Consider the following 25,320-nt stretch of genomic DNA (forward strand, 5'->3'; position numbering starts at 1 on the left):
CCCTGTCCCGCCGGGCTCATCTATGTCTCTTCCCTCTTCAAGAGCGTCGCCTCCGGGTGACGCTCTTTTTTTGCCCGCCGCCTTGCGCTGCTCCATTTATAATATAATTAGCACGACATACAGTGGGAGGAAGCACGCGTGATCCGGATCGGCCTCGTCGGCGTGGGCAAGATCGCCCATGACCAGCACATCCCCGCCATCGCCGCGGACCCGCGCTTCGACCTGGTCGCCGCCGCCAGCCGCAGCAAGCCCGACCTGGGCGGCATCCCGGTCTTCCACGACATCGAGGCCATGCTGAAGGACGGCCCGGCGCTGGACGCGGTCGCCCTCTGCACCCCGCCCCAGGCGCGCCGCGAAACGGCCTTGTCGGCCTTACGCGCCGGGAAGCACGTGTTCCTGGAAAAGCCGCCGGGCGCCACGGTCAGCGAAGTCGCCGAACTTGCCGCCGTGGCGCGCGAGCACGGCGTGGTGCTGTTCACCAGCTGGCACTCGCGCTTCGCCGCCGGCGTGCCGCGAGCCAAGGCCTGGCTGGCCTCGCGCCAGGTCCGCAAGCTCTCCATCGAATGGCGCGAGGACGTCCGCCGCTGGCACCCCGGCCAGACCTGGATCTGGCAGGCCGGCGGCATGGGCGTCTTCGATCCGGCCATCAACGCGCTGTCGATCCTGACGGAGATCATGCCGGCCGAGGTGTTCGTGACGGATGCAAGGCTGCAGGTGCCGGAGAACGTGCAGTCGCCGATCGCGGGGCGGGTGGAGATGACCACCTTGGGCGGGGCGGAGATTAGCGCTGACTTGGACTTCCTGCAGACGGGGCCGCAGACTTGGGACATCACGGCGTGGACGGATGACGGGGTGCTGAAGCTGTCGCTGGGCGGGGCGGAGTTGACGATCGACGGGGTGGCCGTGGAGGTTGGGGAGAACCGGGAGTATCCGGGGCTTTACGACCGGTTCGCGGGGCTGGTCGCCGAGGGGCGATCCGAGGTGGACGTGCGGCCGTTGGCGCTGGTCGCGGATGCGTTTCTCGTGGGGACGCGGGAGACGGTTGAAGCTTTCGTCGAGTAGGGAGAGGCAGCGACCGACACATCAGACCCTCCCCCTAGCGGGGGAGGCGGCCGAAGGCCGGAGGGGGAAGTGCTGCTGAGCCTGCCTCTTCCCCCTCCGTCGCCTGCGGCGACACCTCCTCCGCTAGGGGGAGGATCTAGATCTAATTGACCTGCCGCTCACGCCCCTCCCAGTACGGCGCCCGCAACTCCCGCCGCAGGATCTTCCCCGAAGCATTCCGCGGCAACGCCTCCACGAAATCCACGCTCTTCGGAACCTTGAACCCCGCGATCCGCGTCCGCGCGAACGCGATGATATCCGCCGCGTCCGGCGTAACCCCCGGCTTAGCCGCCACCACCGCCTTCACCGCCTCGCCCCACTTCTCGTCGGGCACGCCGATCACCGCCACCTCGGCCACGTGCGGGTGGCCGTACACCGCGCTCTCGACCTCGGCGGGATAGATGTTCTCGCCGCCCGAGATGATCATGTCCTTCACCCGGTCGTGGATGAACAGATAGCCGTCCTCGTCCAGGTAGCCGGCGTCGCCGGTGCGCAGCCAGCCGTCGGCGTCGACGGTCTTGGCGGTAGCGTCGTCCAGTTTCCAGTAGCCGGCCATGTTCGAGCCCGAGCGGATGGCGATCTCGCCCACGGCGCCCGTCGCCACGCTGTTTCCCTCGGCGTCCATGACCTTGATCTCGACACCAGGCATCGGCAGGCCCGCCGCGCGCATGCGCTTGTTGCCGGCCGGGTCGTGGTCCTCGGGCGGCAGATAGACCACCGTGCCGGTCGTCTCGGTCATGCCGTACTGCTGGACGAAGCCGCAGCCGAACACCTCCATGCATTCGCGCAGCAGGTCCAGCGGGATGGGCGCGGCGCCATAGAGGATGTGGGAGAGCCGCGAATAGTCGATCTCGCGCGCCCGAGGCTGGCGCACCACGATCTGCAACGCCGCCGGCACCATGAACATCTTCGAGACCCGGTCCTTCTCGATGAAGTCCAGCACCTTGAACGGATCGAACTCCCGCGCCACCACGCCCTTGGCGCCGTTCATCAGGCCGACCAGGCCCCAGCCGGTGCCGCCGATATGGGCCACCGGCATGGCGACCAGGCTGACGTCGTCCGGCCCCCACTGGTTCCAGGCCATCGGGTTCTTGGAGGCCTCGCGCCGCATGCCCAGCAGGTTGTCATGGGTCAGCATCGCGCCCTTGGGCCGCCCCGTGGTGCCCGAGGTGTAGAGCTGGATGGCGATGTCCGAGGTCTCGATCGGCTTGTGCGGATCGGCGCCCGACTGGGCGTCGCGCCAGGCCTCGAAGGTCAGGTGCTCGCCCGCGCCTTCCGCTTCCATGGCGATGACCACCGGTCGTTGGCTCAGCGCCGCACCAACCGCATCGACATGGGCGATCAGCTCAGGACCGACGAAGACCATCTTGGCCTCGCTGTCGGCGACGATGTAGGCGACCTCGGCCGACGCCAGCCGCCAGCCGATCGGCGTGGTCACCACCCCGGCCTTGGCCGCGCCCAGCAGCAGCTGGAAATAGTGATCGCTGTTCTTGCCGACATAGGCGACCCGGTCGCCCGTCCCCAGCCCCGCCGCGATCAGGGCGTTGGCGACCTGGTTCGCATGGCGGTCGAACTGCTCGAAGCTGGTCTCTCGTCCCTCGAAAACGAACGCCACGTCGCCGGGCCGCACCTCCGCATGGTAGCGGGCGACGTCGCCCAACGTATGCATGCGGTCGAAATCGATCGCGGTCGACATCAAGCCTGGCTCCCTCGGTTTGCCCACTCTGCTGGCGGGTCAAACGGATGTTGGGCCTCAGCCGCGCTCCCGGCAAGCTATCCGTATCGATAGGGCGTCAACGCCAGGCGCGGACGCCCACCACCACCGCCGTGCTGCCCGCCCGCTCGCCCAGCGGCGTCAGCGGCCCGAAGGTCCGCTCCCGGACGATCCCGACATAGGGCGCGAACTCGCGGGTAATCTCGTAGCGCAGCCGCAAGCCGCCCTCGAGCCGCCCCGCCCCGGCCTCGGCCAGGTCGCCCTCAAGGCGCGGCTGCAGGATCAGCTTCTGGCTCAGGCGCAGGTCGTAGGACGCCTCGCCCCGCGCCGAGACCTTGCCCTGGTCGGAGAGGTAGGCCGCGCCCTGGAGCTCGAACCAGTAGGGCGCGAGGCCTTCGAAGCCGACAGTCGCGTAGGACCGCCCCTTCGGCGCCAGGTCGTAGCGGACGCCAGCTTGCAGGTCGAAATAGGGACCGACCGGCCAGGCCTTCAGCAGCTCGGCCTCGCCGGTTTCCCAGCCCTCGCCGTCGGTGCGTTCGCCGCGCGCCTTCACGACCCACTTCGAGGCGTCATTGCCCCACCAGGCCTCGCCCTCGAACGCCTGGCCGTCGGCGCCCTTGCGCGAGCGGTATTCGAGGACGTCGGCGCGGACCGTCCAGAAACTGCCGCCGCCGTGCTCCTTCATCAACTGGGCGCGGGCGGCGGCCATGGCTTGCGGGCTGTAGAACCGCTCGGCGGCATGGTCGCCTGCAGCCGTCGGCGCGGGCTGCTCAATCGCTGGCGGCGGCGCGTGGTGATGCTCGTGCTGGACCATCACAGCGGCCGCACCGTCACGACGTTGAACATCCCCGCGTGCATGTGCAGCAGCAGGTGGCAGTGGAACGCCCAGTCGCCGGGCTCGTCGGCGGTCAGGTCGAAGGCGACCTTGCCGCCGGGCGCGACATTGACCGTGTGCTTCAGCGGCTGGTTCTTCTGGCCGTTGACCAGCTCGAAGAAGTGGCCATGCAGGTGGATCGGGTGGGCCATCATGGTGTCGTTGATCAGCACCACCCGCACCCGCTCATCACGCTGGAAGGCGATCGGCTTCTTGATCGGCCCGAACGCCTCGCCGTCGAACGCCCACATGAAGCGCTCCATGTTGCCGGTCAGATGGATCTCCATCTCCCGGCCGGGCGGACGCGTATCCTTAGCCGGGACGAGGTTGGCCAGATCGGCGTAGCGCAGCACCTTGTGCCCGACATCCTCCAGCCCCTGCGGCGCCTGCCCCATGCGGTCCATCGGCATCGGCGAGATGGTCTGGACGCCCGGCGTCAGCGGGACGTTCGGCGCGTTGCTCTGCGAGCGCATCGACATGTCCATGCCCGGCATGTCCATCCCATGGCGCATGTTCCCCATGCCCATGTCCTTCATCGTCGCCAGGGGACGCTTCCTCAGCGGCGGCACGGCGGCGGTCATGCCCGGGCGCGGCGCCAGGGTCCCGCGCGCCAGACCCGAACGGTCCGAGGCCTCGGCGACCAGGGTGAAGGCCTGGTCCTCAACGGGCCGCACGATGACGTCGTAAGTCTCGGCTGGCGCGATCTGGAACTCGTCGACCGCCACGGGAACCACCGGCTGGCCGTCGGTCGCCACGACCTCCAGGCCAAGGCCCGGAATACGGACATTGAAGATCGTCATCGCCGCGGAATTGATGAACCGCAGTCGCACCCGCTCGCCGGGCTTGAACAGCCCCGTCCAGTTGTCGCCCGGCCCCTGGCCGTTGATCAGATAGGTGTAGGTCGAGCCCGTGACGTCGGCGATGTCGGTGGGGTCCATCCGCATCTTGCCCCACGCGACGCGGTCCTTCAGCGACTGGTCCTGGCCCGTCAGCAGGCCGCCCACCGTCTGCTTCTGCATGTTGAAGTGGCCGGCATTGACCTTCAGCTTCCGGAACAGCTCGTGCGGATGCAGGAAGCTCCAGTCCGACAGCACCACCACGTGCTCGCGATCGTAGGGAATAGGATCCTCGCCCGCCGGGTCGATGATCATCGGGCCGTAGTGGCCGACCTGCTCCTGCAGGCCCGAATGGCTGTGCCACCAGTAGGTGCCGGCCTGGCGCACCGGGAAGTCGTAGGTGAAGGTCTCGCCTGGCTTGATCCCCGGGAAACTGACGCCCGGCACGCCGTCCATCTGGAACGGCACCAACAAGCCATGCCAGTGGATCGAACTATCTTCATCCAAGTTGTTGGTCACCGACAGCCGAACGTTCTGGCCTTCCTTCAGCCGGATCAGCGGCCCGGGGATCGAGCCATTGACGGTCACGGCATGGCCCGCCTTGCCGTCGATCTTCGCCATCGTATGGCCGACCGTCAGCTTGATCTCGTCGCCCGACAGCGCCGCCGGCGACCGCGTTCCCTCGCTGGCCATCGCCCATTCGGGCAGCAGGCCGGCCGCGCCCAGTCCGAAAGCGCCGCGCAGCAAGGTCCTTCGATCGATCATCCGCTATCCGTATTCCAACCTGAACCGCACTTGGGTATCACCCGAAGCATGTCCAAGAGCACCCCCGCCACGATCGCATTGAGCAAGGCCGGCGTCGCGTTCGACCTGCATACGTACGACTACGACCCTGGATCCGAGCGCGTCGGTCTCCAAGCGGCCGAGGCGCTGGGCGAAGACCCCAGCCGCGTGCTCAAGACCCTGGTGGTGATGCTGGACGGCAAGCCCGCCTGCGCCATCCTGCCCTCGGACAAGGAGGTCAGCATGAAGAAGCTGGCCGCCGCCCTGAAGGGCAAGTCGGCCGCCATGGCCCCTGTCCCCGACGCCGAACGCATCACCGGCTACAAGGTCGGCGGCGTCAGCCCCTTCGGCCAGAAGAAGCGCCTGCCGACGGTGATGGAGGAAGCCGCCCTCGCCGAGCCCTACGTCTTCCTCAACGGCGGCCAGCGCGGCCTGCAGGTGAAGCTGGCTCCGGCCGATGCGGTGAAGGCCCTGGGCGCGGTGACGGCCGCGATCGTTTCGGAGTAGGCCGTGTCCTGGCTCCAGATCGTCGCCCTGGTCGTCCTCTTGCTCTCCGCCATCGTGGGCGAAGCCTCCCGGCTGGCCGCGAGGCAGGGGGCCAAATCCCTCAAGGACAAGCGGACCGACGACCCACGCCTGAAGACCTCCGAAGCGACCCTTCACCCGTCGCCGGACCTCGACCTGATGTGGGGCTCGAACAAGGGCCTGCCGCCCACGCTGGGGACCATGACCCGCCTGCATCGCGCCGCCGTGGCGGTCGCCCTCATCGCCGGCGCGGTCCTGCTGCTGACCCTGGTGTTTGGGAAGTGACGCCGCCGGCTTGATATCCCGCGCGGTTCTCGCCTATAAGCCGCGCCTTCTGGTGCGGCTGGATAGCTCAGTTGGTTAGAGCGGTGGATTCATAACCCACAGGTCGGCGGTTCAAGTCCGCCTCCAGCTACCAGGAATTGACCGGTCCGATGAGCCGGCGCTCTACTTCCCGACATGACCGACTCCCCCTTCAAAGGCGGATGCCTGTGCGGCGCCCTGCGCTGGAAGGCTGACCGCGCGCCGACCTTCATGGGCGTGTGCTGCTGCGCCGATTGCCGCAAGGCGTCGGGGAGCGGCTTCATTCCGTTCATGGGCTTTCCGGCCTCGGCCCTGACCATCACCGGTCCGGCGCGGCAGTATCGCAGCCGCGCGTTCCGAGGTGGCGAGGCCACCCGCAATTCCTGCCCGAACTGCGGGGGCCTCGTCTTTGGCGGGGAGCATGGCTTGCATGACTCCCACACCATCTATGCCGGGTCGCTCGACGACCCGGGTCTCTTTCAGCCCACCATGGCCCTGTTCGGCCGCGACAAGCCCGACTGGGTGGTCCTGCCCGAGGGCGTGACCGTGTTCGAGACGATGCCCGACTAGGGGCCCGACTAAGTCATCGCGCCGGCGTCGTGGGTCTCGACCGCCTGCCCCACCAGCGCCACGGCCTTGGCCGCGCCCACCAGCTCGGTCCCGTAGGTCGCCGTGCCGTCATAGGCCTTGGTCAGGAACGCCTTCACCGCCTCGGCATAGGCGCCGACGCCGGCCTCCAGCCCCTTGGACATCAGGAAGCCCGCCACCGCCGCCTTGGCGCCCAGGGCGTCGTGGCCATAGGCCTCGAAATACTTCTGCTGGGACACGATGTAGTCCAGCGCGGCGCCGACATTGACGCCGGCCGCCTGGGCCTTGGTATTGCCGATGATGGCGTCGTAGATCTTGGCCGCCGCGTCGCGGAAGGTCAGCGTGTCGTAGGCGGTCTTGAAGGTCACCGCCCCCGTGCCGCTCATGGCCTGGTTGACCGCGAACTCGATGTATTTGTTCTCGGTGTTGTAGATCGCGTAGGCGAAGTCGGTCAGGTCGCTGGTGTTGGTGGCGCTGTCGATCAGTTCGTTCAGCGCCGCCTGGGTCGGCGTCTTGCCGGTGAAGAAGTTCATCGCCTGCAGCGCCAGGGCCGAGGTGTCGGCCGAGAAGCTGATCAGCTTGTCCAGGAACGCGGCCTTGGTGATCTTGCCGGCCGTGACGTCGACCTGCAGCTGGGCCAGCAGCTTCATCTCGGCATAGAAGGCGTTGACCACCTTCTCGCCGTTGGGGCCGGTCAGATATTCCGACAGCGCCTTGGACGAGGTCGAGGCGATGCCGGCCAGGGCCTTGTAGGCGTCCTTGATCTGGGCGTCGGTCAGCACGATCGGGTTGGTGACCGCGCCGCCGCCCGTCCCGCCGCCGCCGCCCGTGCCGAAGGCGACGCTGAGCGGCGTATCCAGCGGCCACTTGGTCAGGGCCTCCTTCAGGGTCTGGACGCCGATATTGACCAGGGCCGGATTGGCCTCGACCAGAGCCAGGGCCGCGTCGACATCGGGTGTCAGCACGCCGAAGCTCTTGAGCAGCGGCCGCAGGTCGAGGAACTTGAAGGTCGCCTGGATCAGGCCGCTGTCGACCAGCTGGATCAGGAACTGGAAGTCGCGAAGCGTCGGTTCGGCCATGACGGGTCCCTTGCGGGACCCTCGTCGCACCACGCGTCGCTCACTGTCCCCGAACGCCGTTCTACGGGCCAGGGCGCCCTGGCCGACATCCCCAGGTCAGGGGGTTGCGAGCCGACTCAACCTCCGGCCAGCCTTACCCTCCAGGCAGCGTGCCCGGACGGATGTAGGCGAACATGTGCGAGACCCAGTCGGGCTTGCCCAAGGCCACGCCCTTGTGGCGCAGGATCGCGTAGGCCGTGGTCAGGTGGAAGTAGAACTGGGCCAGCGCCCAGTCGCGCAGGAACTGCTCGCCGGTCATGTCGAAGACGATGCCGTTGGGCATCTTCAGCTCGATCGCCTTGCCGGCTGCGCCGTCGAAGGCCGAGGCGGGCGTCGCCTGCACCTTGGCCACGGCTTCGGCCAGCTGGGCGCGCAGGCCGTCGAAGTCGGTCGCGTCCTCGGCCGGGGTGAACGAGTCCGAACCGGTCAGCTGCCGCAGCATGTCGCTGGCCTGGGTGCAGACGAACCGCACCTGCGTCGACAGCGGGAACATGTCCGGCGCCAGGCGGGCGGTGATCAGGTCGTCCGGCGACAGGCCGTTGTCGGCGGCGAAGGCCTCGGCCTTGGTCAGCTGGTTCGACAGGCCCTTCAGCATCTGGGCGTAGGTCGGGACGGCGATCGCGTGCAGGTCCATGGGGACTCTCCGGTTTGGGCGGGAGCTAAGCTGACCCGGCCATCGCGCGCCAGAGGGACCGCGCCCTTAAGCTCCCGGCCCGAACCGCGCGACGAGATCGTACGCCTCGCCGGGGAAGATCTGCCGGACGCGGGTAACGTGCTGGCCTTCGCGCCAGGTGCGGCGGTCGACGACCAGGCAGGCCGCGCCTTCGTCCAGGGCCAGCAGGCGGGCGTCCTCGGCGTCGGCGTTGATTGCGCCGATACGGCTCTCGGCCTCGGTCCAGGTGACGTGCTCCAGCAACCAGGCTCCGGGCGGATGTTCGGCGAAGTCAGCGGCCTCGATCTCCGGCGCGGCCCTCAGCGAGACGAGGCGCCGCTCCAGGGCGAAGGGCCGCCCGCCGGCGTCGTGGACGCCGTCCAGCTCCAAGAGCTTGCCGCCGGCCGCCAGTTCGACCTCCTCGGGATTGTCGCGGTCGGCCGCCCGCACCGTGCGCGACAGCAGGCGGAAGGCGTAGGCCTCGCCGCGCGCGACAATCTCGGACTGGATGTCGGGGATGTTCAGCACCGGCGCGTGGACCTTGGGCCGGGCCACGAACGAACCGGCCCGCTTGCGGCGCACGATCAGCCCGGCCTCGACCAGGGCGGTCATGGCCTTGTTCACCGTCATGCGCGCGCAGCCGTATTGATCCATCAGCTCAGCCTCGGTCGGCGCCTTGTGGCCGGGCGCCCATTCGCCTGAGCGGATGCGGGCCTCGATGTCCGAACGGATGCGCTGGTGCAGCGGTCCGGTCACGCCAGCAGGGCCTTCAGGGTCTGGACGTAGCGGGCCTGGATGGCTTCGCGCGCATGGTGGCGACCGCCGGAGACCAGCTGCTTGCCGTGCCGCCAGACGGTGTCGATGCCGCCGCCAGCGAAGACCAGGCTGTCAATTAGGGTGTCGCCCGAGCGGCCGACCAGGTTCGGGTGGCTGGCGTCCAGGGTGATGAAGTCCGCCGGCGCGCCGCGACGCAGGCCGCCTCGGCCGACGCCCAGGGCTTGCGCCCCACCCACCGTCGCCGCGCGCCACAGATCACCGCCGGTCGAGCGGCGCGAACCGCCGGCCAGAACGTTGCGAGCCCGGCGGGTCAGGCGCTGGGCGTATTCCATGGTCCGCAGTTCCTGGGCCGCATCGATCACGATGTTGGAGTCGGTGCCGATTCCGAAAGCTCCGCCAGCCGACAGGTAGTCCGGGGTCGGGAAGACGCCGTCGCCCAGATTGGCCTCGGTCACCGGACACAGGCCGGCGGTCGCGCCACTCTTGGCCAGACGCTCGGTCTCGGTGGCGTTGATGTGGGTGGCGTGGATCAGGCACCACTGTTTGCCGACCTCGGTGTGGTTCATCAGCCAGCGGACGGGACGCTGGCCGGTGGCGGCCAGGCAGTCGTCGACCTCTTTCGTCTGTTCGGCCACGTGCATGTGGATCGGCCCGCCGGCGGCCAGGGGCAGGATGGCGGTCAGCTCCTCGCCGGTCACCGCGCGCAGGCTGTGCGGCGCGATCCCGACCACCGCCTCGGGCAAAGGCGCGACGATCTCGCGGCAAGCCTCGACCAGCCGGGCGAAACCGTCAACGTCATGGATGAAGCGCTTCTGACCATCGGTAGGCGGCAGGCCGCCGAAGTTGGAGTGGGCGTAGAACACCGGCAGCAGGGTCAGGCCGATCCCGGTCTCCTCGGCCGCCGCCGCCATCCGCGCGGCCATCTCGGCCGGGTTGTCGTACGCGCCGCCATCCGGCGCGTGGTGCAGGTAGTGGAACTCGCCCACCCGCGTGAAGCCGCCCTCCAGCATCTCGACCTGGCCCATGGCGGCGATGGCCTGGGCCATGTCGGGGTCCAGCCGCTCCAGGAAGCGGTACATGACCTCGCGCCAGGTCCAGAAGTTGTCGCCGGTCTCGCCGCGCGTCTCGGCCAGGCCCGCCATGGCGCGCTGGAAGGCGTGGCTGTGGACATTGCCCAGACCCGGCAGGGCGGGACCCAGGCGCTGGGCGTCACCCGCCGACGTGTCGGTGTCGATGCGCCCGATGCGGCCGTCGGTGATCGTGAACTTCACGCCGCGCGCCCAGCCGTCCGCCAGCAGGGCGCTCTCGCACCAGACCACCGTCGAGGACTCAGGATTCTGCGCGTCGGTCACTGGACAAGCCTCATCGTTCGCAAATATGTCTATACATATTGAAGCCGACTGCAAGCGAGGGAGACGGACCGGATGCGTTGCGACACCCTGTGGATAACTTGCCGTCTGGCCACCCTCGACCCCACGCGGCCGGGCCTCGGAATCGTCGAGGACGGCGTGATCGCCGCCCGCGACGGTCGCATCGTCTATGCTGGTTCGGCCGATGACGCGCCTGCCTTCGAAGCCGACCAGACGATCGACTGCGAAAGCCGCTGGATCACCCCCGGCCTAGTCGATCCGCACACCCACCTGGTCTTCGCCGGCGACCGCGCCCACGAGTTCGAGCTGCGCCTGGCCGGCGCCTCCTACGAGGAAATCGCCCGGGCCGGCGGCGGCATCGTCTCGACCATGCGCGCCACCCGCGCGGCGTCCGAGGACGAGCTGGTCCAGACCGCCCTGCCCCGCCTGGACGCCCTGATCGCCGAGGGCGTCACCACGGTCGAGATCAAGTCCGGCTACGGCCTGTCGCTGGACGACGAGATCAAGAGCCTGCGCGCCGCCCGGACGCTCGCCGAAATCCGCCGCGTCGGGATCAACACCACCTTCCTGGGCGCCCACGCCCTGCCGCCGGAATATCGCGACGACCAGGACGGCTACGTCACGCTCGTCTGCGAGAAGATGATCCCCGCCATCGCCGCCCGTGGCCTGGCCGATGCGGTCGACGGCTTCTGCGAGGGCATCGGCTTCTCGCCCGACCAGATCCGCCGGGTGTTCGAGGCCGCGCGCAGCCACGGCCTGCCGGTGAAGCTGCACGCCGAGCAGCTGTCGAACCTGCAGGGCGCCGCCCTGGCCGCCGAGTTCGACGCCCTGTCGGCCGATCACCTGGAACACCTCGACGAAGCCGGCATCGCCGCCATGGCCACCTCGGGCACGGTCGCGACCCTGCTGCCCGGCGCCTACTACTTCACCCGCGAGCACAAGGCGCCGCCGATCGCGGCCCTGCGCGCAGCGGGCGTGCCGATGGCCCTGGCCACCGACTGCAACCCCGGCACCTCGCCCCTGACCTCGCCGCTGCTGGTCATGAACATGGCCGCCACGCTCTTCCGGATGACCGTCGAGGAGTGCCTGGCCGGCGTGACGCGCGAGGCCGCGCGAGCGCTGGGGCTGCTGCACACCTGCGGGACGCTGGAGGCCGGCAAGGCCTGCGATCTCGCCATCTGGGACGTCGAGCGTCCCGCCGAACTTGTCTATCGCATGGGCTTCAACCCGCTCCATGCGCGCGTGTGGAGAGGCCAGTGACCAAGCTTGTTCTGAACCCCGGCGACGTGGCGCTGGCCGACTGGAAGGCGATCTATCGCGGCGCGACGGCGACCCTGGCCGAGGACGCCTGGCCGGTGATCGCCGAAAGCGCAGCGGCCGTCGAACGCATCCTGGCCAAGGGCGAGCCGGTCTACGGCATCAATACGGGCTTCGGGAAACTGGCCAGCGTCCGCATCGGCGACGCCGACCTCGAGACCCTGCAGCGCAACATCGTCCTGTCGCATGCGGCCGGCGTCGGCGAGCCTTCGCCCGTGCCGGTGATCCGCCTGATGATGGCCCTGAAGCTGGCCAGCCTGGCGCAAGGCGCCTCGGGCGTGCGGGTCGAGACCGTGCGGATGCTGGAGGAGATGCTGCGCCAGGACCTGATCCCGGTGATCCCGTGCCAGGGCTCGGTCGGCGCTTCGGGCGACCTGGCGCCGCTGTCGCACATGGCCGCGACCATGATCGGGGTCGGCGAGATCTTCGTCGACGGCGAGCGCAAGCCGGCCGCCAAGGCGCTGAAGAAGGCCGGTCTGGAGCCCCTGACCTTGGGTCCCAAGGAGGGCCTGGCCCTGCTCAACGGCACCCAGTTCTCGACCGCCAACGCCCTGGCGGGCCTGTTCGACGCCGAGCGCCTGTTCCAGTCGGCTCTGGTCACCGGCGCACTCTCGACCGAAGCCGCCAAGGGCTCGGACACCCCGTTCGATCCCCGCATCCACGCCCTGCGCCGCCACGCCGGCCAGATCGAGACCGCCGCTGCTTTGCGCGGCCTGATGGCGACCTCCGAGATCCGCGCCTCGCACCTGAAGGAGGACGAGCGCGTCCAGGATCCCTATTGCCTGCGTTGCCAGCCGCAGGTGATGGGCGCGGCGCTGGACGTGCTGCGCCAGGCGGCGAGCACCCTGGCCACCGAGGCCAATGGCGTCTCGGACAACCCCCTCATCTTCCCGGAAGCCGACGAGGCGCTGTCGGGCGGCAATTTCCACGCCGAGCCGGTGGCCTTCGCCGCCGACATGATCGCCCTGGCGGTCTGCGAGATCGGCTCGATCGCCGAGCGCCGCATCGCCATGCTGGTCGACCCCGCGCTGTCGGGCCTGCCAGCCTTCCTGACGCCGAAGCCGGGCCTGAACTCGGGCTTCATGATCCCGCAGGTCACGGCCGCCGCCCTGGTCTCGGAAAACAAGCAGAAGGCCTATCCGGCCAGCGTCGACTCGATCCCGACCTCGGCCAACCAGGAAGACCACGTGTCGATGGCCGCCCACGGCGCGCGGCGCCTCTTGGGCATGGTCGAGAACGCCATGGCGGTGCTGGGCATCGAACTCTTGGCGGCCGCGCAGGGGTGTGATTTCCACGCGCCGCTGCGGTCGAGCGCGGCGCTTGAGGCGGTGCGCAAGCTGACCCGCGCCGAGGTCCCGCACCTGGATGACGACCGCCACTTCCACCCGGACATGGAGGCCGCCAACGCCCTGGTCCGCTCGGGCGCGGTGATCGAAGCGGCCGGTGAGCTGCCGGGAATCACGGCGTGAGCTGGCTCCAGGTCACACGCGGCGACGCCCCGCTGATCGTCAGCCTGCCCCACTCGGGGACCGAAATCCCGGCCGAGATCGAGGCCGGCCTCGTCTCCCCCTGGCTGGCCCGCAAGGACGCCGACTGGTGGGTCGACCGGCTCTACGCCTTCGCCGAGGGGATGGGCGCGACGATCGTGCGGACGGCGATCTCGCGCACCGTCATCGACGTCAATCGCGATCCGTCGGGCGCCTCGCTCTATCCGGGCCAGGCGACGACGGAGCTGTGCCCGACCACCACCTTCGACGGCGAGCCGCTGTATCGTGATGGCGATCCTGACGCGGCCGAGATTGAGCGCCGGCGGACGACCTATTTCGAGCCCTACCACGCCGCCCTGCGCGAGGAGATCGACCGCCTGCGCGGCCTGCATCCGACCGTGGTGCTGTACGAGGCCCACTCGATCCGCTCGCGGGTGCCGCGCCTGTTCGACGGCGAGCTGCCGCAGTTCAATCTCGGCACCAACAGCGGCGCATCCTGCAACGCCGCCCTGACCGCCGCCGTCGAGGCCGCCTGCGACGCCTCGGGCCGTTCGCGCGTCACCAACGGCCGCTTCAAGGGCGGCTGGACCACACGCCACTATGGCCAGCCAAGCACGGGCGTCCACGCCATCCAGATGGAGCTGGCCTGCCGGGGCTACATGGACGACCCGGCCGAAGCTCCGACCGAAGACACCTGGCCCACGCCCTTCCACGCCGACCGCGCCGAGCCGCTGCGTGCAGTGCTCGAAGACGTCCTTTCCGCCTGCCTCCAGTTCGCGAGAGCCCAATGACCCGCCGCGACAACACCCGCGTCATCCGCCCCGCCACCGGGACCGAGCTCTCCGCCAAGTCGTGGCTGACCGAAGCCCCGCTGCGGATGTTGATGAACAACCTGCACCCCGACGTCGCCGAGCGTCCGGAGGAGCTGGTGGTCTATGGCGGCATCGGCCGCGCGGCCCGCGACTGGGAGAGCTTCGACAAGATCGTCGAGACCCTGCGCCGGCTCGAGGACGACCAGACGCTGTTGGTCCAGTCCGGCAAGCCGGTCGGTGTCTTCCGCACCCATGCCGACGCCCCGCGCGTGTTGATCGCCAACTCCAACCTGGTGCCCCGCTGGGCCAACTGGGAGCACTTCAACGAGCTCGATAAGAAGGGCCTGGCCATGTACGGCCAGATGACCGCCGGCTCGTGGATCTATATCGGCGCCCAGGGCATCGTGCAGGGCACCTACGAGACCTTCGTCGAGATGGGCCGCCAGCACTATGCCGGCGACCTGTCGGGCAAATGGCTGCTGACCGCGGGCCTGGGCGGCATGGGCGGGGCCCAGCCGCTGGCCGCGGTGATGGCCGGGGCCTCGTGCCTGGCCATCGAGTGCCAGCCCTCGCGGATCGAGATGCGCCTGCGCACCGGCTATCTCGACAAGTCCACCGACAGCGTCGACGAGGCCCTGGCCTGGATCGAGGAAGCCAACGCCGCCAAGACCCCGATCTCGGTCGGCCTGTTGGGCAACGCCGCCGAGCTGCTGCCGGACCTCTACAAGCGCGGCGTCCGCCCCGACCTGCTGACCGACCAGACCAGCGCCCACGACCCGATCAACGGCTACCTGCCGGCCGGCTGGAGTCTGGACCAGTGGGCCGACGCCAAGGAGCGTGACCCTGCCTCGGTCGACAAGGCCGCACGCGCCGCGATGGCCGTCCACGTCCAGGCCATGCTGGACTTCCAGGCCGCCGGCGTCCCGACCGTCGACTACGGCAACAACATCCGCCAGATGGCGCTGGAGGAAGGCGTCGCCAACGCCTTCGATTTCCCAGGCTTCGTGCCGGCCTATATCCGCCCGCTGTTCTGCCGGGGCATCGGTCCGTTCCGCTGGGCGGCGCTGTCGGGAGACCCCGAGGACATCGCCAAGACCGACGCCAAGGTGAAGGAGCTGATCCCGGACAATCCGCACCTGCACAACTGGCTCGACATGGCCGGCCGGAAGATCAAGTTCCAAGGCCTGCCGGCGCGCATCTGCTGGGTGGGTCTGGGCGACCGTCACCGCCTGGGCCTGGCCTTCAACGCGATGGTCGCCAGTGGCGAGCTGAAGGCCCCGATCGTCATCGGCCGCGACCACCTCGATAGCGGCTCGGTCGCCTCGCCCAACCGGGAGACCGAGGCGATGCAGGACGGCTCGGACGCGGTGTCGGACTGGCCGCTGCTGAACGCCCTGCTCAACACCGCCTCGGGCGCGACCTGGGTGTCGCTGCACCACGGCGGCGGGGTCGGCATGGGCTTCTCGCAGCATGCGGGGATGGTGATCGTCTGCGACGGCACCGAGGCCGCCGCCAAGCGCATCGCGCGGGTGCTGTGGAACGACCCGGCCAGCGGCGTCATGCGCCACGCCGACGCCGGCTACGACATCGCCCTCGACTGCGCGCGCGAGAAGGGCCTGGACCTGCCGGGGATCCTCTAGCGCAGCAGCCCCGCCGCCTCGGCGGGGCTCTTCTTGCCGGTGTCGCGATCGACCGCGTAGTTGGCCGCCTGCATCGCCTTGACGTCGATGCTGCCGGAGAGCGGCGTCAGGGCGTCGAGCAGCCGCCGATCCCCTGCCCGCTTCGGCGAGACCAGGATCACCGCGTCGTAGGGCGGCAGAGCCCCCTTGGGATCGCCCAGCAGCACCAGGTCGTCCGCCGCGATCCGCCCGTCCGACGAGAACGCCGAGATCACGTCTGCCTCGCGGCTCTCCAGCGCCCGGTACATGAAGGTCGGCTGGAACTGGCGCTTGGACTTGAACTCCAGACCATAGGCCTTCACCACCGCCGCCCATTCCGGCCGCGAGAAGAACTCCAGGTCGCCGCCGATGGTCAGCTGCGGGGCCTTGGTCGCGAGATCGGCGAGGGTCTTCACGCCCAGCTGCTCCGCGCGGTCGCGGCGCATGGCCAGGGCATAGGCGTTTTCGAAGCCTAGCGAGCCCAGCAGCACCACGCCGTCGCGGGCCTTCAGTTCGGTGCGCAGACCCTCCAGCACCGCCTGCCGACCAGGATTGTCCGTGCGGTTCAGGACGTTGGCCCACAGGGTGCCGGAATAGTCGACATAGGCGTCGATCTCGCCGCTCGCGAGGGCGCGGTAGGCGACCGCCGAGCCCAGGTTCACGCGGCGCTGGACGCTGGCGCCCTGCCCCTCCAGCTTGCCGGCCATCAGCTCGGCCAGGATGTACTGCTCGGAGAAGTTCTTGGCCCCGATGACGTAGGCGGGCTTGTCGTGCGGGACCACCAGCGGCCCCAACGCCGCCAGGAGGCCGATCGCCAGGCCCACGCCGCCGGCCCAAAGCCGCTTGCCGTCCCGCCGCGCTACGCCGCCCTCGATCAGCCCCAGCAGACCGTCGACGATCAGCGCCAGGCCCGCCGAAGCCGCGCAGCCGACCAGCACCGCCACCCAGTCCTCGGTCTGCAAGCCGGAGAAGATGTAGTCGCCCAGCGAGGTCTGGCCGACGGGGGTCGAGAGGGTCGCCGCCCCGATCGTCCAGACGGCGGCGGTGCGCACGCCGGCCATGATCACCGGCGCGGCCAACGGCAGCTCGACGCGCCACAGCCGCTGGCGGTCGGTCATGCCCACGCCCCGCGCGGCCTCGACCACGGCGGGATCGATCCCGGAGACGCCCGCCGCCGCGTTCCGCAGGATCGGCAGCATCGAATAGAGGGTGAGGGCCAGCAACGACGGCAGAAAACCCAGCGCCGGGAAGCCGTGACCCAGCACCTTCACGGCCAGGCCCGAGAGCAGCAGCAGCACCGGATAGAACAGCGCCAGCAAGGCCAGGCTCGGAATGGTCTGGACAAGACCGGCGCCGCCCAGGGCGATCCACTTCAGACGTGGGTTGCGCGCGGCGGCGATGCCCAGCGGCAAGGCGATGGCCAGACCCAGCGCGAGCGCCGAGGCCGACAGGGTCACGTGCCAGCCCAGGCGTTCGGGCAAGACCGCGAGTGCAGAGGAAAGCCGATCAGCCACGGGCCAGCTCCGCCAGGCGCTCGGCCTGCTTCTTGGGCGAGGCGATCAGGTCGGCGACCACGGGGTCGGGATGCCCCGCCAGCAGCTCCCGAGGCGGCGCATAGGCCAACGCCCAGCCGTCGGCCATCACCACCACCTCGTCGGCCAGCAGCAGGGCCTCGCCGACGTCGTGGGTGACCATCACGGTGGTCAGACCCAGTTGGTCGTGCAGCGCTCGGACATCGTCGGCCAGGGCGACGCGCGTCACCGGATCCAGCGCCCCGAACGGCTCGTCCATCAAGAGGATCGAGGGCCGCGCCGCCAGGGCCCGCGCCACGCCCACCCGCTGGCGCTGGCCGCCCGACAGCTGCGACGGCGCGCGGCCGGCGACCGCGCGCGGCAGGGCCACCAGGTCGAGCAGTTCGTCGACCCGCGCGGCAATCTCGTCGGCCGACCAGCCCAGCAAGTCCGGCGTCACGCCGATGTTCTGGGCCACGGTCATGTGCGGAAAGAGGCCGATCTCCTGGAAGACGTAGCCGATCCCCCGCCGCAGCTCCGGCCCCGGCCGCCTGGCGATGTCCTCGCCGTCGATCAGCACCCGCCCGGCGCTGGGCGTCGACAGGCCGTTCATCAGCTTCAGCAGCGTGGTCTTGCCCGCGCCCGAGCCGCCGACCAGGGCGACGAAGCGGCCCTTGGCGATCTCGAGCGAGGTTTCATGCAGCACCGTCTGGCCGCCGTACGTTTTGCTGACCTGGTCGAGGACGATGGCGCTCATGGGGGCTCCGGGCGGGGAGAATCAACCTTTCGCCGCCTCCGAGCGTTGACTCGAATGAAGGGTGCGACAAGGCGGCGCGCGACAGGTCGTCAGGTTCGCACAGGCCGAGTCAATCTCGACCATGAGGGACAGGTTCAAGGAGCGTCTTCATGACCGTCGCCACGCAAGCCCGTACGTTCGATCCGCGCCCCGCCCGCCGCGCGCCCCGCCAATGGCCCCTGGGCTTCGCGGTGCTGCTGGCCTCGGTGCTGAACGCGATCGTCTGGGGCGGCCTGTTCGCGGTCGCCAAGACCTTCCTGCATTTGTAGGCGCCCGCGTATCTGAGCGCTCAGTTCTGTAAGCGTAGCGTTTTCTTTCTCCCCCTGAAGCGAACTGGGCCGCGTCCTCCCCCGAGGCGCGGCCTTTCTTTTTGCGACCTCCATCCACCGCCCGCGTGCTGGCGTACCTGTACAGGAAGCCACCACGGGACGTTCCGCATGAGCCTTCTGACCGCATCGATAAACCGCCTGCAGGACGCGCCTTTTCCCGACTTCGTCGCCCGACCGGCGATCGCCGCCCTGGTGGCCAACGCCCGCCGACAGCTGGCCACGACGCCCACCGACGCCGAGGTGCGGTTCGCGGAGATGATGGCCCAGCGCCCCGTGGCCGAGCACGTCGCGGCGGCCAACACCCAGCACTACGAACTGCCGCCGCGCTTCTTCGAGCGCGTCCTGGGTCCGCGGCTGAAATATTCGAGCGGCTACTACGAGACGCCCGACAGCACCCTGGCCGAGGCCGAGGACGCCGCCCTGGTTCGCACCTGCCAGAACGCCGGGCTGGCCGACGGCCAGTCGGTGCTGGAGCTGGGCTGCGGCTGGGGCTCGCTGTCGTTGTGGATGGCCTGCGCCTATCCCAGTTCACGGATCACGGCCGTGTCGAATTCAAGCGGCCAGAAGGCCTTCATCGATCGAGAAGCCAAGCTGATGGGGCTGGGCAACCTGACGGTCGTCACGGCCGACATGAACGCGTTCCAGGCCCCGTCGACCTACGACCGCATCGTCTCGGTCGAGATGTTCGAGCACATGGCCAACTGGCGCGCCCTGCTGACGCGAATGCGCGGCTGGCTGACGCCCGAGGGACGCGCCTTTGTCCACGTGTTCGCCCACCGCTCGGCGCCCTATCGGTTCGAGGTCGAGGACCGCTCCGACTTCATCGCCCAGCACTTCTTCACGGGCGGCCTGATGCCTAGCCACGGCCTGATGCGCCAGTATCCGGACCTGTTCGAGGTGGAGGCCGACTGGCGCTGGAGCGGCGCCCACTATGCGCGGACGGCCAACGACTGGCTGGCCAATTTCGATCGGCACGAGGACGAGGTGATGGGCCTGATGCGCGAGGTCTACGGCGCCGAGGCCCGTCTGTGGGCGCGTCGCTGGCGGCGTTTCTTCCTGGCCACCGCGGGCCTGTTCGGCGATCGGGACGGGGCCGAGTGGGGCGTCAGCCACTACCGCTTGGCGCCGGCCCCTTAGATCGGCATCCGCATGATTTCTTGATACGCCGAGATCACCTGATCCCGCACGGCCATCACGGTTTCCAGGCTGGCTTCCGCCGAGCTGATGGCCGTGACCACGTCGACCAGTTCGGCCTTGCCGGCCACCTGGTCGGCGATCTTGTGTTCGGCGACCTTGGAGGCCTTGGTCGCGCCGTCCATGGCCGACTTCAGCATGTCGCCGAAGTCCATGCCCTTGGCCTTGTCGGTCCCGCCCAGCGAGCCGATCGAACCGACGCCCATGGCGCCTTGCGAAGCATAGGCCTTGGCGGCGGCGAGCGCGGTGATCATGACCTAACCCCTACTTCTTCAGGATGTCGAGGGTGCGCGCTTCCATGGAGCGCGCCGTCTCGATGACGTTGAGGTTGGCTTCGTAGGCGCGCTGCGCCTCCTTCATGTCCAGCGCCTCGACCAGCGTGTTGACGTTGGGCGTCTTGACGTAGCCCTTGGCGTCGGCGGCCGGGTTGCCGGGATCGTATTCGCTCTTGAAGTCCGACTGGTCGGGATCGACGCGCAGCATCTGCACGCCCTCGGCGCCCTGCACCTGGGTCGGCTTGAACACCGGGATCTGGCGACGATAGGGGTCGCCGCCGGCGGTGCGCGCGGTGGAGTTGGCGTTGGCGATGTTTTCCGCGATGACGCGCATGCGGCCCTGCTGGGCGCGCAGGGCCGACGAGGCCACGGCCATGGTCGCCAGCGAGTTGGATTTGATCTCGGGCATTGCTTAGTCCCCTAGCCGTTCGGCTTGCGCGCCGCCTGGCGCAGCATGTTCATGGACTTCTGGTAGAAGCTGATCGCCGCGTCGTAGTTCATGCGCGCGTCGGTCATCTTGAGCATCTGGTCTTCCAGCGAGACCGAGTTGCCGTCGAGGGTCGTTTCCGAGTCCGGACCGGCCGTCTCGCGCCAGGCGCTGGGGGCCTTGGCCGGCGCCATGTGCGAGGCCGAGGTCGCCATCATGGCCACGCCGTTGGTCGGCGCCACCGGGCCGCCACGATAGGCCGAGCCGGCGCTCTGGTTCATCAGCGAGGCCTGGAAGCTGAACGCCTTCAGGTCGCTGGGGCGGTACCCCGGCGTGTCGGCGTTGGCCACGTTCTGGGCGACAAGCTTCTGGCGCTCGGTCAGATAACCGAGGCGGCTCTTGAGCATGCCGAAAAGGGGAATGTCATCCGGACCCATGGCGATCATGGTGAAGAAACAGGGTTAATTCGGCATTAAGAACCCTCAGGCACACCAGGGTCGTAGGCACGATTTGCCTGCGCCAAGTTGTCTCGCTTTTGGGCGGCTCATGCTCGATATCGTCGAATTCATTCGCGCCCTGGCGGCGCTGGCGGTCACCCTGGGCCTGATCGGCCTGGCCGCGTGGGCGCTGCGCAAGTACGGGCCCGACGCTATCGGCCGCGCGATCGCCGCGCGCCAGGAGCGCCGCCTGCGCATCGTCGAGAGCCTGGCCCTGGACCCCACCCGCCGCCTGGTCATCGTCAGCCTGGACGGCCAGGAGCGCATGGTGCTGCTGGGCGACGGCAAGCTGCTGGACTGGATCCCTTCTCCGCAACCGACAAAGCCCGCCGAAACCGTCCCCGCCCCGGAGCCCGTGGTCTGATGATCCGCGACCTGATCAAGTCCGTGACGGGCGCCAAGGCCGAGGACGTGCGGCGCGCCGCGGTCATCTCGGTGCTGGCCGCCATCGCCTGCGCGGTGATGCCGGCCGCGGCGCTCGCCCAGTCGGCGGTGAACATCAACCTGGGCTCGGGCGCGGGCCTGACCGACCGGGTCGTCCAGCTGGTCGGCCTGATGACAGTGCTGTCGCTGGCCCCGTCGATCGTGATCATGACCACCTCGTTCGTGCGGATCGTGGTGGTGCTGGGCCTGCTGCGCACCGCCATCGGCATCCAGCAGAGTCCGCCCAACCCGGTGATTATCAGCTTGGCCCTGTTCCTGACCGCCATCGTCATGGGCCCGACCTTCGAGAAGTCCTATGACGCCGGCATCAAGCCGCTGCTGGACCACCAGATCGAACTGCCGGAAGCCTTCGACCAGGCCAGCGGGCCGGTGAAGCAGTTCATGCTGCGCCAGGTCGACCGCGAGGACCTGGCCCTGTTCGTCCGCCTGTCCAAGGCTCCTAAGACCCAGGCCGCCCAGGACCTGCCGATGCAGGTGGTGACGCCGGCCTTCATGATCTCGGAACTGAAGCGCGCCTTCGAGATCGGCTTCCTGCTGTTCATCCCGTTCCTGGTCATCGACCTGGTGGTGGCCAGCGTGCTGATGAGCATGGGCATGATGATGCTTCCGCCGGCGGCGATCAGCCTGCCGTTCAAATTGATCTTCTTCGTGCTAGTGGACGGCTGGCGACTCGTCGCAGGCAGCCTCGTCGAGAGCTTCCAGCGCGGCGGCGGCGGATAACGACCTTCTAGAAGACCTGCACCATGACTGTTTTCGTTCTCGGCTCGATCAACCTGGACGCCGTGGCGCGGGTCGATGACCTGCCTCGCCCGGGCGAGACGGTGGCCGGCACCTCGCTGGAGCTGTTCCTGGGCGGCAAGGGCGCCAACCAGGCGGTCGCGGCGGCCCGCATGGGCGCGGCCACCCGCCTGATGGGCGCGGTCGGCGGCGACGACTCTGGCAAGAGCCTCAAGGCCAGCCTGGCCGGCTACGGCGTGCAGGTCGCCGACGTCATGGAACTCTCCGGCGTCCCGACCGGCCAGGCCCACGTCTGGGTGGCCAACAACGCCGAGAACATGATCGTCGTCACAGCCGGGGCCAACGCCCTGGTCACCCCGCAGCAGGTCGGCTCGACCCCGCTGGAGGGCCAGCGCGTGCTGCTGTGCCAGCTGGAGACCCCGGCGACCGCCATCGAGACCCTGTTCCGCACCGGCGCGGCCAAGGGTGCGCTGCGCGTGCTGAACGCCGCCCCCGCCCTGCCCCAGGGCGCGGCGCTGTTCCCGCTGACCGACATCCTGATCCTGAACCAGACCGAGCTGGCGACCTACGCCAAGCTGGACCGCGAACCGGTCCGGCTGGAGGACGTCTCGGTCGCCGCCCGCAAGCTGATGAGCCGCCCGGACCAGACGATCATCGTCACCCTGGGCTCGGCCGGCGTCGCCGCCGTGCGCCGGGACGAGGCCTTCTTGGTCGAGGGCAAGAAGGTCAAGGCGGTCGACACCGTCGGGGCCGGCGACTGCTTCTGCGGCAGCCTGGCCGCCGCCCTGGCCTCGGGCATGGACCTGCGCGAAGCCGTCGAGCTGGCCAATGGCGCGGCCGCCCTGTCGGTGCAGAAGGCCGGCGCCGCGCCGTCGATGCCCTCGCGCCGCGAAGCGGAAGCTTTCCTGGAGGGCTAGCCCTCCGGGTCGCGCTTCAGGTTCTTGGCCACCACCGCCACGATGATCAGCACGAAGGCCGCCAGGCGGATCAGATAGATCCCGCCGCGGTCCTCCTGCGGGATGTGCAGCACCACCGGCAGCGCCTGGTTCACCGCCATCAGCGCGAAGGCCGCCGAGAAGGCCAGGAACAGGCCATCGCGCGTGCGCCCCCAGAAGCGCAGGAAGAACGCCGCCAGCACCAGGAAGCCGGCGCTCAAGCCCCCGGCGATCAGGCCCTCCTGGCCGCTCATTGGTCGACCTCCCAGATGAAGGCGTAGATCAGCACGCCGATCGCCAGCGCCAGAGCGATCTGGCGCGGCCACCACAGCTGCACCTGGGTGGGCAGCAGCACGAGGTCGACGACCAGCAGCAGGTTGTTCAGCGCCATGAAGCCGAACGACACCGCGGTCCAGAGCAGCAGGCGCGTGCGAGCCTTGGCCCAGGCGCGAAACAACAGCCCCGCGCATAGCAGGCTGGCCAGCAGGCACAGGCCGTAGACGACCGCGGGCGTCATTTGCCCCCTCCCCGGAATTTAAAGGCGTCGGCCAGCGACTGCAGCCGCTCGGCCGGCGCCGAGATCCAGCGGATCACGGTCACGGGACGAACGCGATAGGTCTCTTCCAGTTCGTCGCACAGCTTGCCCAGGGCCGGCGCGGCCGGGCGATAACGGAAACAGCCGGCGTCGTCGGGAACCACCAGGCCGGCGCCCATCAGGGCGTCCAGATTGCCGTCGACCAGGGCATGGCTGGCGCGCATGGACTCGACCAGCTCGTCGGCCGTCCAGCACCGCTCGGGATCGGCCTTCAGCTTGAGCAACAGCTCCAGCGCCCACACCGACCGGATGTGTTCGCGGATGAAGCTCAGAACGTCCCGGTCCCCAGTCACGCCGTCTCGAAGTCTGCCCCTTGGAAGCAGCGGACCTTAAGGGGGTTCGCCCGAGGGGCAAGCTGAGCTGTAGGGATTTCTGGGACGGGTGGCCTTAGGCCGCCCGGATGCCCGAGATGCCTTCGGCGGCGGCGCCGACCACGGCGTCGTAGCCGAGGATCATGTCGACGTCCTTGCCGTTGGTGGCCAGCGGCAGGCGCAGCCACAGGATCGACATGTGCGGCGAGCCGCGCCAGGCCAGGCTGTGGACGCCGACGCCCGGACGGCGCTCGTCGACGACCTTGTCCAGCTCCTTGCGCCAGTAGTCGCCGGCGGCGGTGTTGTAGACGTCGTCCAGCTTGCGGCCGGTGATCTCGCGGCCATAGACGCCGTACAGGCCCGTGCCGGCCAGACGCAGGCGGTAGTCGCGAGTCTCGCCCCTGACGACGTCGATCAACGACACCGTCGGCAGCAGCCGCTTCATGCTCGAAGGATGCAGGTCGACGCGCGCAGGGAGGCTCGCCCCCCGGCGGAGGGACGCCCAATAGGCGAACATCTCCTGATGAGCGCGGGCCGCCGTAGCGGATGCGCTCAATTGCGCGGACATCTTCAGAGTCCTTAACAAGCTATTGGAATCACTTCGATTCACTATCGCTTAAGGAACGAATCGGCGGCAAGTGAAAAACATGTCGCGCGACAAGATTCCCATATTGAGTCAACCGCCAAAGACAACGCCCGCCGTCCGGGTTCGGACGGCGGGCGCTGGGGTCTGGCAAGGCCGCTAAAGGCCAAGCTTTTGTTCCGACTCGACTATTTCGCCTTGCGCGCCGGCTTACGGCCGCCTTGGCCCAGGCCCATCTGCTTGGCCAGGTTCGAACGCGCCTCGGCGTAGTTCGGAGCCACCATCGGGTAATCCTTGGGCAGGTTCCACTTGGCGCGGTAGTCCTCGGGGGTCATGTCGTACTTGGTGCGCAGGTGGCGCTTCAGCGACTTGAACTTGCGACCGTCTTCCAGGCACACGAGGAAGTCGGGCGTGATCGACTTCTTGACCGGAACCGCGGGCTCCTTGGGAGCCGGCGCCGGCTCGGCCGCCGGAGCACCGACATTGGCCAGCGCGGCATGAACTTGCTTGATCAGAGCTGGCAGGTCGGCGGTCGAAACCACGTTGTTGCCGACATAGGCGGAGACGATGCCCGCCGTCATCTCGATCAGGTCGGATTGATCTTCCATAAGGCCTCGCCCGTAAGCCAATCTTTTTACACGACTGATTCACTAACCAGTCGAGGGCTGCATACAAAAGTTGCAAGCGGCGGGCAATACGGGGTTTGTAAGAGATTGTCCGTAATAATTCAGTGTTCGCCCAACCGACTCAACCAGCCAGGTGGCAAGTAA

General features: G+C 68.7%; 30 protein-coding genes, 1 tRNA gene and 1 pseudogene. 15 read left to right on the forward strand and 17 right to left on the reverse strand.

Features of this window, described 5'->3' with window-relative positions:
• Nucleotides 1-138 precede the first annotated feature (138 nt).
• Both AC1RRR_RS11090 and AC1RRR_RS11095 read left to right on the forward strand, forming a co-directional pair.
• Nucleotides 139-1,062 (forward strand): Gfo/Idh/MocA family protein, encoded by a 924-nt coding sequence (locus AC1RRR_RS11090; protein ID WP_492813016.1) that lies wholly within the window; start codon nt 139-141, stop codon nt 1,060-1,062.
• A gap of 38 nt (nt 1,063-1,100) precedes the next feature.
• Nucleotides 1,101-1,199, forward strand: a pseudogene (locus AC1RRR_RS11095) (hypothetical protein); the annotation flags it as partial.
• A 5-nt stretch (nt 1,200-1,204) separates the two neighbouring features.
• On the opposite strand, the gene AC1RRR_RS11100 reads toward AC1RRR_RS11095, so the two are convergent.
• The 3 genes from AC1RRR_RS11100 to AC1RRR_RS11110 all read right to left on the reverse strand — a co-directional run bounded on the left by AC1RRR_RS11100 (nt 1,205) and on the right by AC1RRR_RS11110 (nt 5,290).
• Nucleotides 1,205-2,797: a fatty acid--CoA ligase gene (locus tag AC1RRR_RS11100; RefSeq protein WP_492813018.1), complete on the reverse strand. Its 1,593-nt coding sequence runs from the start codon at nt 2,795-2,797 to the stop codon at nt 1,205-1,207.
• A gap of 97 nt (nt 2,798-2,894) precedes the next feature.
• Nucleotides 2,895-3,629: a copper resistance protein B gene (locus AC1RRR_RS11105; RefSeq protein ID WP_492813020.1), complete on the reverse strand. Its 735-nt coding sequence runs from the start codon at nt 3,627-3,629 to the stop codon at nt 2,895-2,897.
• On the reverse strand, nt 3,629-5,290 hold the full coding sequence (locus tag AC1RRR_RS11110; protein ID WP_492813021.1) for a copper resistance system multicopper oxidase: 1,662 nt from the start codon (nt 5,288-5,290) through the stop codon (nt 3,629-3,631). The genes AC1RRR_RS11105 and AC1RRR_RS11110 overlap by 1 nt, the downstream gene beginning before the upstream one ends.
• A 48-nt stretch (nt 5,291-5,338) precedes the next feature.
• Between AC1RRR_RS11110 and ybaK the strand changes: the two genes are divergently transcribed.
• From ybaK to AC1RRR_RS11130, 4 genes are all read left to right on the forward strand, one after another.
• Nucleotides 5,339-5,815: a Cys-tRNA(Pro) deacylase gene (ybaK, locus tag AC1RRR_RS11115; protein WP_492813023.1), complete on the forward strand. Its 477-nt coding sequence runs from the start codon at nt 5,339-5,341 to the stop codon at nt 5,813-5,815.
• Between the two features lie 3 nt (nt 5,816-5,818).
• Nucleotides 5,819-6,118, forward strand: a complete 300-nt coding sequence (locus AC1RRR_RS11120; RefSeq protein WP_492813025.1) for a hypothetical protein — start codon at nt 5,819-5,821, stop codon at nt 6,116-6,118.
• 56 nt (nt 6,119-6,174) lie between these two features.
• Nucleotides 6,175-6,251 (forward strand) — tRNA-Met (locus tag AC1RRR_RS11125).
• A 41-nt stretch (nt 6,252-6,292) separates the two neighbouring features.
• Entirely contained in the window at nt 6,293-6,706 is a 414-nt protein-coding gene (locus tag AC1RRR_RS11130; RefSeq protein WP_492813026.1) for a GFA family protein, read from the forward strand.
• Between the two features lie 8 nt (nt 6,707-6,714).
• Here the strand turns inward: AC1RRR_RS11130 and AC1RRR_RS11135 are convergent, their stop codons facing one another.
• The 4 genes from AC1RRR_RS11135 to AC1RRR_RS11150 form a co-directional block, all read right to left on the reverse strand.
• The gene (locus tag AC1RRR_RS11135) at nt 6,715-7,803 is read right to left on the reverse strand and encodes a hypothetical protein (RefSeq protein ID WP_492813028.1); all 1,089 of its coding nucleotides are present in this window, start codon (nt 7,801-7,803) and stop codon (nt 6,715-6,717) included.
• Between the two features lie 133 nt (nt 7,804-7,936).
• Nucleotides 7,937-8,476 (reverse strand): DUF1993 domain-containing protein, encoded by a 540-nt coding sequence (locus AC1RRR_RS11140; protein ID WP_492813030.1) that lies wholly within the window; start codon nt 8,474-8,476, stop codon nt 7,937-7,939.
• 66 nt (nt 8,477-8,542) lie between these two features.
• Nucleotides 8,543-9,250: a histidine utilization transcriptional repressor HutC gene (gene hutC, locus AC1RRR_RS11145; protein ID WP_492813032.1), complete on the reverse strand. Its 708-nt coding sequence runs from the start codon at nt 9,248-9,250 to the stop codon at nt 8,543-8,545.
• Complete coding sequence (locus AC1RRR_RS11150; RefSeq protein ID WP_492813033.1) at nt 9,247-10,623, reverse strand: formimidoylglutamate deiminase; 1,377 nt, start codon at nt 10,621-10,623, stop codon at nt 9,247-9,249. The genes hutC and AC1RRR_RS11150 overlap by 4 nt, the downstream gene beginning before the upstream one ends.
• A 72-nt stretch (nt 10,624-10,695) precedes the next feature.
• Between AC1RRR_RS11150 and hutI the strand changes: the two genes are divergently transcribed.
• From hutI to hutU, 4 genes are read left to right on the forward strand one after another with little or no spacing between them, the layout of a single operon-like run.
• Complete coding sequence (gene hutI / locus AC1RRR_RS11155; protein ID WP_492813035.1) at nt 10,696-11,901, forward strand: imidazolonepropionase; 1,206 nt, start codon at nt 10,696-10,698, stop codon at nt 11,899-11,901.
• Nucleotides 11,886-13,427 (forward strand): histidine ammonia-lyase, encoded by a 1,542-nt coding sequence (gene hutH, locus AC1RRR_RS11160; RefSeq protein ID WP_492813037.1) that lies wholly within the window; start codon nt 11,886-11,888, stop codon nt 13,425-13,427. The genes hutI and hutH overlap by 16 nt, the downstream gene beginning before the upstream one ends.
• Entirely contained in the window at nt 13,424-14,236 is an 813-nt protein-coding gene (gene hutG, locus AC1RRR_RS11165) for an N-formylglutamate deformylase (RefSeq protein ID WP_492813039.1), read from the forward strand. Before hutH ends, hutG begins: the two co-directional genes overlap by 4 nt.
• Nucleotides 14,233-15,897 carry a urocanate hydratase gene (gene hutU / locus AC1RRR_RS11170; RefSeq protein ID WP_492813041.1) on the forward strand — a complete coding sequence of 555 codons (1,665 nt, stop codon included), beginning with the start codon at nt 14,233-14,235 and terminating at the stop codon, nt 15,895-15,897. Before hutG ends, hutU begins: the two co-directional genes overlap by 4 nt.
• Here the strand turns inward: hutU and AC1RRR_RS11175 are convergent.
• Together AC1RRR_RS11175 and AC1RRR_RS11180 are read right to left on the reverse strand one after the other, a co-directional pair.
• Nucleotides 15,894-17,429 (reverse strand): glycine betaine ABC transporter substrate-binding protein, encoded by a 1,536-nt coding sequence (locus AC1RRR_RS11175; protein WP_492813043.1) that lies wholly within the window; start codon nt 17,427-17,429, stop codon nt 15,894-15,896. The two genes, hutU and AC1RRR_RS11175, sit on opposite strands and share 4 nt — an antisense overlap.
• Nucleotides 17,422-18,183: an ATP-binding cassette domain-containing protein gene (locus AC1RRR_RS11180; protein ID WP_492813044.1), complete on the reverse strand. Its 762-nt coding sequence runs from the start codon at nt 18,181-18,183 to the stop codon at nt 17,422-17,424. Before AC1RRR_RS11180 ends, AC1RRR_RS11175 begins: the two co-directional genes overlap by 8 nt.
• Nucleotides 18,184-18,332: 149 nt before the next feature.
• On the opposite strand from AC1RRR_RS11180, the gene AC1RRR_RS11185 reads away from it, so the two are divergent.
• A complete protein-coding gene (locus tag AC1RRR_RS11185) occupies nt 18,333-18,491 on the forward strand; it encodes a hypothetical protein (RefSeq protein WP_454717509.1) in 159 nt (52 codons plus the stop codon).
• Between the two features lie 168 nt (nt 18,492-18,659).
• Nucleotides 18,660-19,688: an SAM-dependent methyltransferase gene (locus AC1RRR_RS11190; RefSeq protein ID WP_492813046.1), complete on the forward strand. Its 1,029-nt coding sequence runs from the start codon at nt 18,660-18,662 to the stop codon at nt 19,686-19,688.
• On the opposite strand, the gene fliE is transcribed toward AC1RRR_RS11190, so the two are convergent.
• Genes fliE through flgB form a run of 3 tightly spaced genes read right to left on the reverse strand, consistent with a single transcriptional unit; the run spans nt 19,685 to nt 20,884 of the window.
• Nucleotides 19,685-19,999: a flagellar hook-basal body complex protein FliE gene (fliE, locus tag AC1RRR_RS11195; protein ID WP_454717512.1), complete on the reverse strand. Its 315-nt coding sequence runs from the start codon at nt 19,997-19,999 to the stop codon at nt 19,685-19,687. The two genes, AC1RRR_RS11190 and fliE, sit on opposite strands and share 4 nt — an antisense overlap.
• A gap of 10 nt (nt 20,000-20,009) precedes the next feature.
• On the reverse strand, nt 20,010-20,429 hold the full coding sequence (gene flgC, locus AC1RRR_RS11200) for a flagellar basal body rod protein FlgC (protein WP_492813049.1): 420 nt from the start codon (nt 20,427-20,429) through the stop codon (nt 20,010-20,012).
• Between the two features lie 11 nt (nt 20,430-20,440).
• Nucleotides 20,441-20,884 (reverse strand): flagellar basal body rod protein FlgB, encoded by a 444-nt coding sequence (flgB, locus tag AC1RRR_RS11205; RefSeq protein WP_492813549.1) that lies wholly within the window; start codon nt 20,882-20,884, stop codon nt 20,441-20,443.
• A gap of 109 nt (nt 20,885-20,993) precedes the next feature.
• Between flgB and AC1RRR_RS11210 the strand changes: the two genes are divergently transcribed.
• Genes AC1RRR_RS11210 through AC1RRR_RS11220 form a run of 3 tightly spaced genes read left to right on the forward strand, consistent with a single transcriptional unit; the run spans nt 20,994 to nt 23,043 of the window.
• Complete coding sequence (locus AC1RRR_RS11210) at nt 20,994-21,308, forward strand: FliO/MopB family protein (RefSeq protein ID WP_492813051.1); 315 nt, start codon at nt 20,994-20,996, stop codon at nt 21,306-21,308.
• Complete coding sequence (gene fliP, locus AC1RRR_RS11215; RefSeq protein WP_492813053.1) at nt 21,308-22,108, forward strand: flagellar type III secretion system pore protein FliP; 801 nt, start codon at nt 21,308-21,310, stop codon at nt 22,106-22,108. The genes AC1RRR_RS11210 and fliP overlap by 1 nt, the downstream gene beginning before the upstream one ends.
• 23 nt (nt 22,109-22,131) lie before the next feature.
• Complete coding sequence (locus AC1RRR_RS11220; protein WP_492813055.1) at nt 22,132-23,043, forward strand: ribokinase; 912 nt, start codon at nt 22,132-22,134, stop codon at nt 23,041-23,043.
• Here the strand turns inward: AC1RRR_RS11220 and AC1RRR_RS11225 are convergent.
• From AC1RRR_RS11225 to AC1RRR_RS11245, 5 genes are all read right to left on the reverse strand, one after another.
• Nucleotides 23,040-23,315 carry a DUF5985 family protein gene (locus AC1RRR_RS11225; protein ID WP_492813057.1) on the reverse strand — a complete coding sequence of 92 codons (276 nt, stop codon included), beginning with the start codon at nt 23,313-23,315 and terminating at the stop codon, nt 23,040-23,042. The two genes, AC1RRR_RS11220 and AC1RRR_RS11225, sit on opposite strands and share 4 nt — an antisense overlap.
• The gene (locus tag AC1RRR_RS11230; protein WP_492813059.1) at nt 23,312-23,578 is read right to left on the reverse strand and encodes a DUF5985 family protein; all 267 of its coding nucleotides are present in this window, start codon (nt 23,576-23,578) and stop codon (nt 23,312-23,314) included. The genes AC1RRR_RS11225 and AC1RRR_RS11230 overlap by 4 nt, the downstream gene beginning before the upstream one ends.
• Entirely contained in the window at nt 23,575-23,949 is a 375-nt protein-coding gene (locus AC1RRR_RS11235) for a hypothetical protein (RefSeq protein ID WP_492813060.1), read from the reverse strand. Before AC1RRR_RS11235 ends, AC1RRR_RS11230 begins: the two co-directional genes overlap by 4 nt.
• A gap of 94 nt (nt 23,950-24,043) precedes the next feature.
• Nucleotides 24,044-24,541, reverse strand: a complete 498-nt coding sequence (gene mopJ / locus AC1RRR_RS11240; protein WP_492813551.1) for a motility/cell cycle regulatory protein MopJ — start codon at nt 24,539-24,541, stop codon at nt 24,044-24,046.
• Nucleotides 24,542-24,738: 197 nt separating this feature from the next.
• Nucleotides 24,739-25,158 carry a Ros/MucR family transcriptional regulator gene (locus AC1RRR_RS11245; protein WP_454761142.1) on the reverse strand — a complete coding sequence of 140 codons (420 nt, stop codon included), beginning with the start codon at nt 25,156-25,158 and terminating at the stop codon, nt 24,739-24,741.
• Between the last annotated feature and the right edge of the window lie 162 nt (nt 25,159-25,320).

It is taken from the genome of Caulobacter sp. GW821-FHT12D05, from assembly GCF_058807295.1.

Bases quoted from the DNA above. Each gene is read 5' to 3' on its own strand.
- AC1RRR_RS11100 (WP_492813018.1), bottom strand. From the start codon at position 2,797: ATGTCGACCGCGATCGATTTCGACCGCATGCATACGTTGGGCGACGTC.
- AC1RRR_RS11105 (WP_492813020.1), bottom strand. From the start codon at position 3,629: ATGGTCCAGCACGAGCATCACCACGCGCCGCCGCCAGCGATTGAGCAG.
- AC1RRR_RS11110 (WP_492813021.1), bottom strand. From the start codon at position 5,290: ATGATCGATCGAAGGACCTTGCTGCGCGGCGCTTTCGGACTGGGCGCG.
- ybaK (WP_492813023.1), top strand. From the start codon at position 5,339: ATGTCCAAGAGCACCCCCGCCACGATCGCATTGAGCAAGGCCGGCGTC.
- AC1RRR_RS11130 (WP_492813026.1), top strand. From the start codon at position 6,293: ATGACCGACTCCCCCTTCAAAGGCGGATGCCTGTGCGGCGCCCTGCGC.
- AC1RRR_RS11135 (WP_492813028.1), bottom strand. From the start codon at position 7,803: ATGGCCGAACCGACGCTTCGCGACTTCCAGTTCCTGATCCAGCTGGTC.
- AC1RRR_RS11140 (WP_492813030.1), bottom strand. From the start codon at position 8,476: ATGGACCTGCACGCGATCGCCGTCCCGACCTACGCCCAGATGCTGAAG.
- hutI (WP_492813035.1), top strand. From the start codon at position 10,696: ATGCGTTGCGACACCCTGTGGATAACTTGCCGTCTGGCCACCCTCGAC.
- hutU (WP_492813041.1), top strand. From the start codon at position 14,233: ATGACCCGCCGCGACAACACCCGCGTCATCCGCCCCGCCACCGGGACC.
- AC1RRR_RS11180 (WP_492813044.1), bottom strand. From the start codon at position 18,183: ATGAGCGCCATCGTCCTCGACCAGGTCAGCAAAACGTACGGCGGCCAG.
- AC1RRR_RS11185 (WP_454717509.1), top strand. From the start codon at position 18,333: ATGACCGTCGCCACGCAAGCCCGTACGTTCGATCCGCGCCCCGCCCGC.
- AC1RRR_RS11190 (WP_492813046.1), top strand. From the start codon at position 18,660: ATGAGCCTTCTGACCGCATCGATAAACCGCCTGCAGGACGCGCCTTTT.
- fliE (WP_454717512.1), bottom strand. From the start codon at position 19,999: ATGATCACCGCGCTCGCCGCCGCCAAGGCCTATGCTTCGCAAGGCGCC.
- flgC (WP_492813049.1), bottom strand. From the start codon at position 20,429: ATGCCCGAGATCAAATCCAACTCGCTGGCGACCATGGCCGTGGCCTCG.
- flgB (WP_492813549.1), bottom strand. From the start codon at position 20,884: ATGGGTCCGGATGACATTCCCCTTTTCGGCATGCTCAAGAGCCGCCTC.
- AC1RRR_RS11210 (WP_492813051.1), top strand. From the start codon at position 20,994: ATGCTCGATATCGTCGAATTCATTCGCGCCCTGGCGGCGCTGGCGGTC.
- fliP (WP_492813053.1), top strand. From the start codon at position 21,308: ATGATCCGCGACCTGATCAAGTCCGTGACGGGCGCCAAGGCCGAGGAC.
- AC1RRR_RS11220 (WP_492813055.1), top strand. From the start codon at position 22,132: ATGACTGTTTTCGTTCTCGGCTCGATCAACCTGGACGCCGTGGCGCGG.
- AC1RRR_RS11225 (WP_492813057.1), bottom strand. From the start codon at position 23,315: ATGAGCGGCCAGGAGGGCCTGATCGCCGGGGGCTTGAGCGCCGGCTTC.
- AC1RRR_RS11230 (WP_492813059.1), bottom strand. From the start codon at position 23,578: ATGACGCCCGCGGTCGTCTACGGCCTGTGCCTGCTGGCCAGCCTGCTA.
- AC1RRR_RS11245 (WP_454761142.1), bottom strand. From the start codon at position 25,158: ATGGAAGATCAATCCGACCTGATCGAGATGACGGCGGGCATCGTCTCC.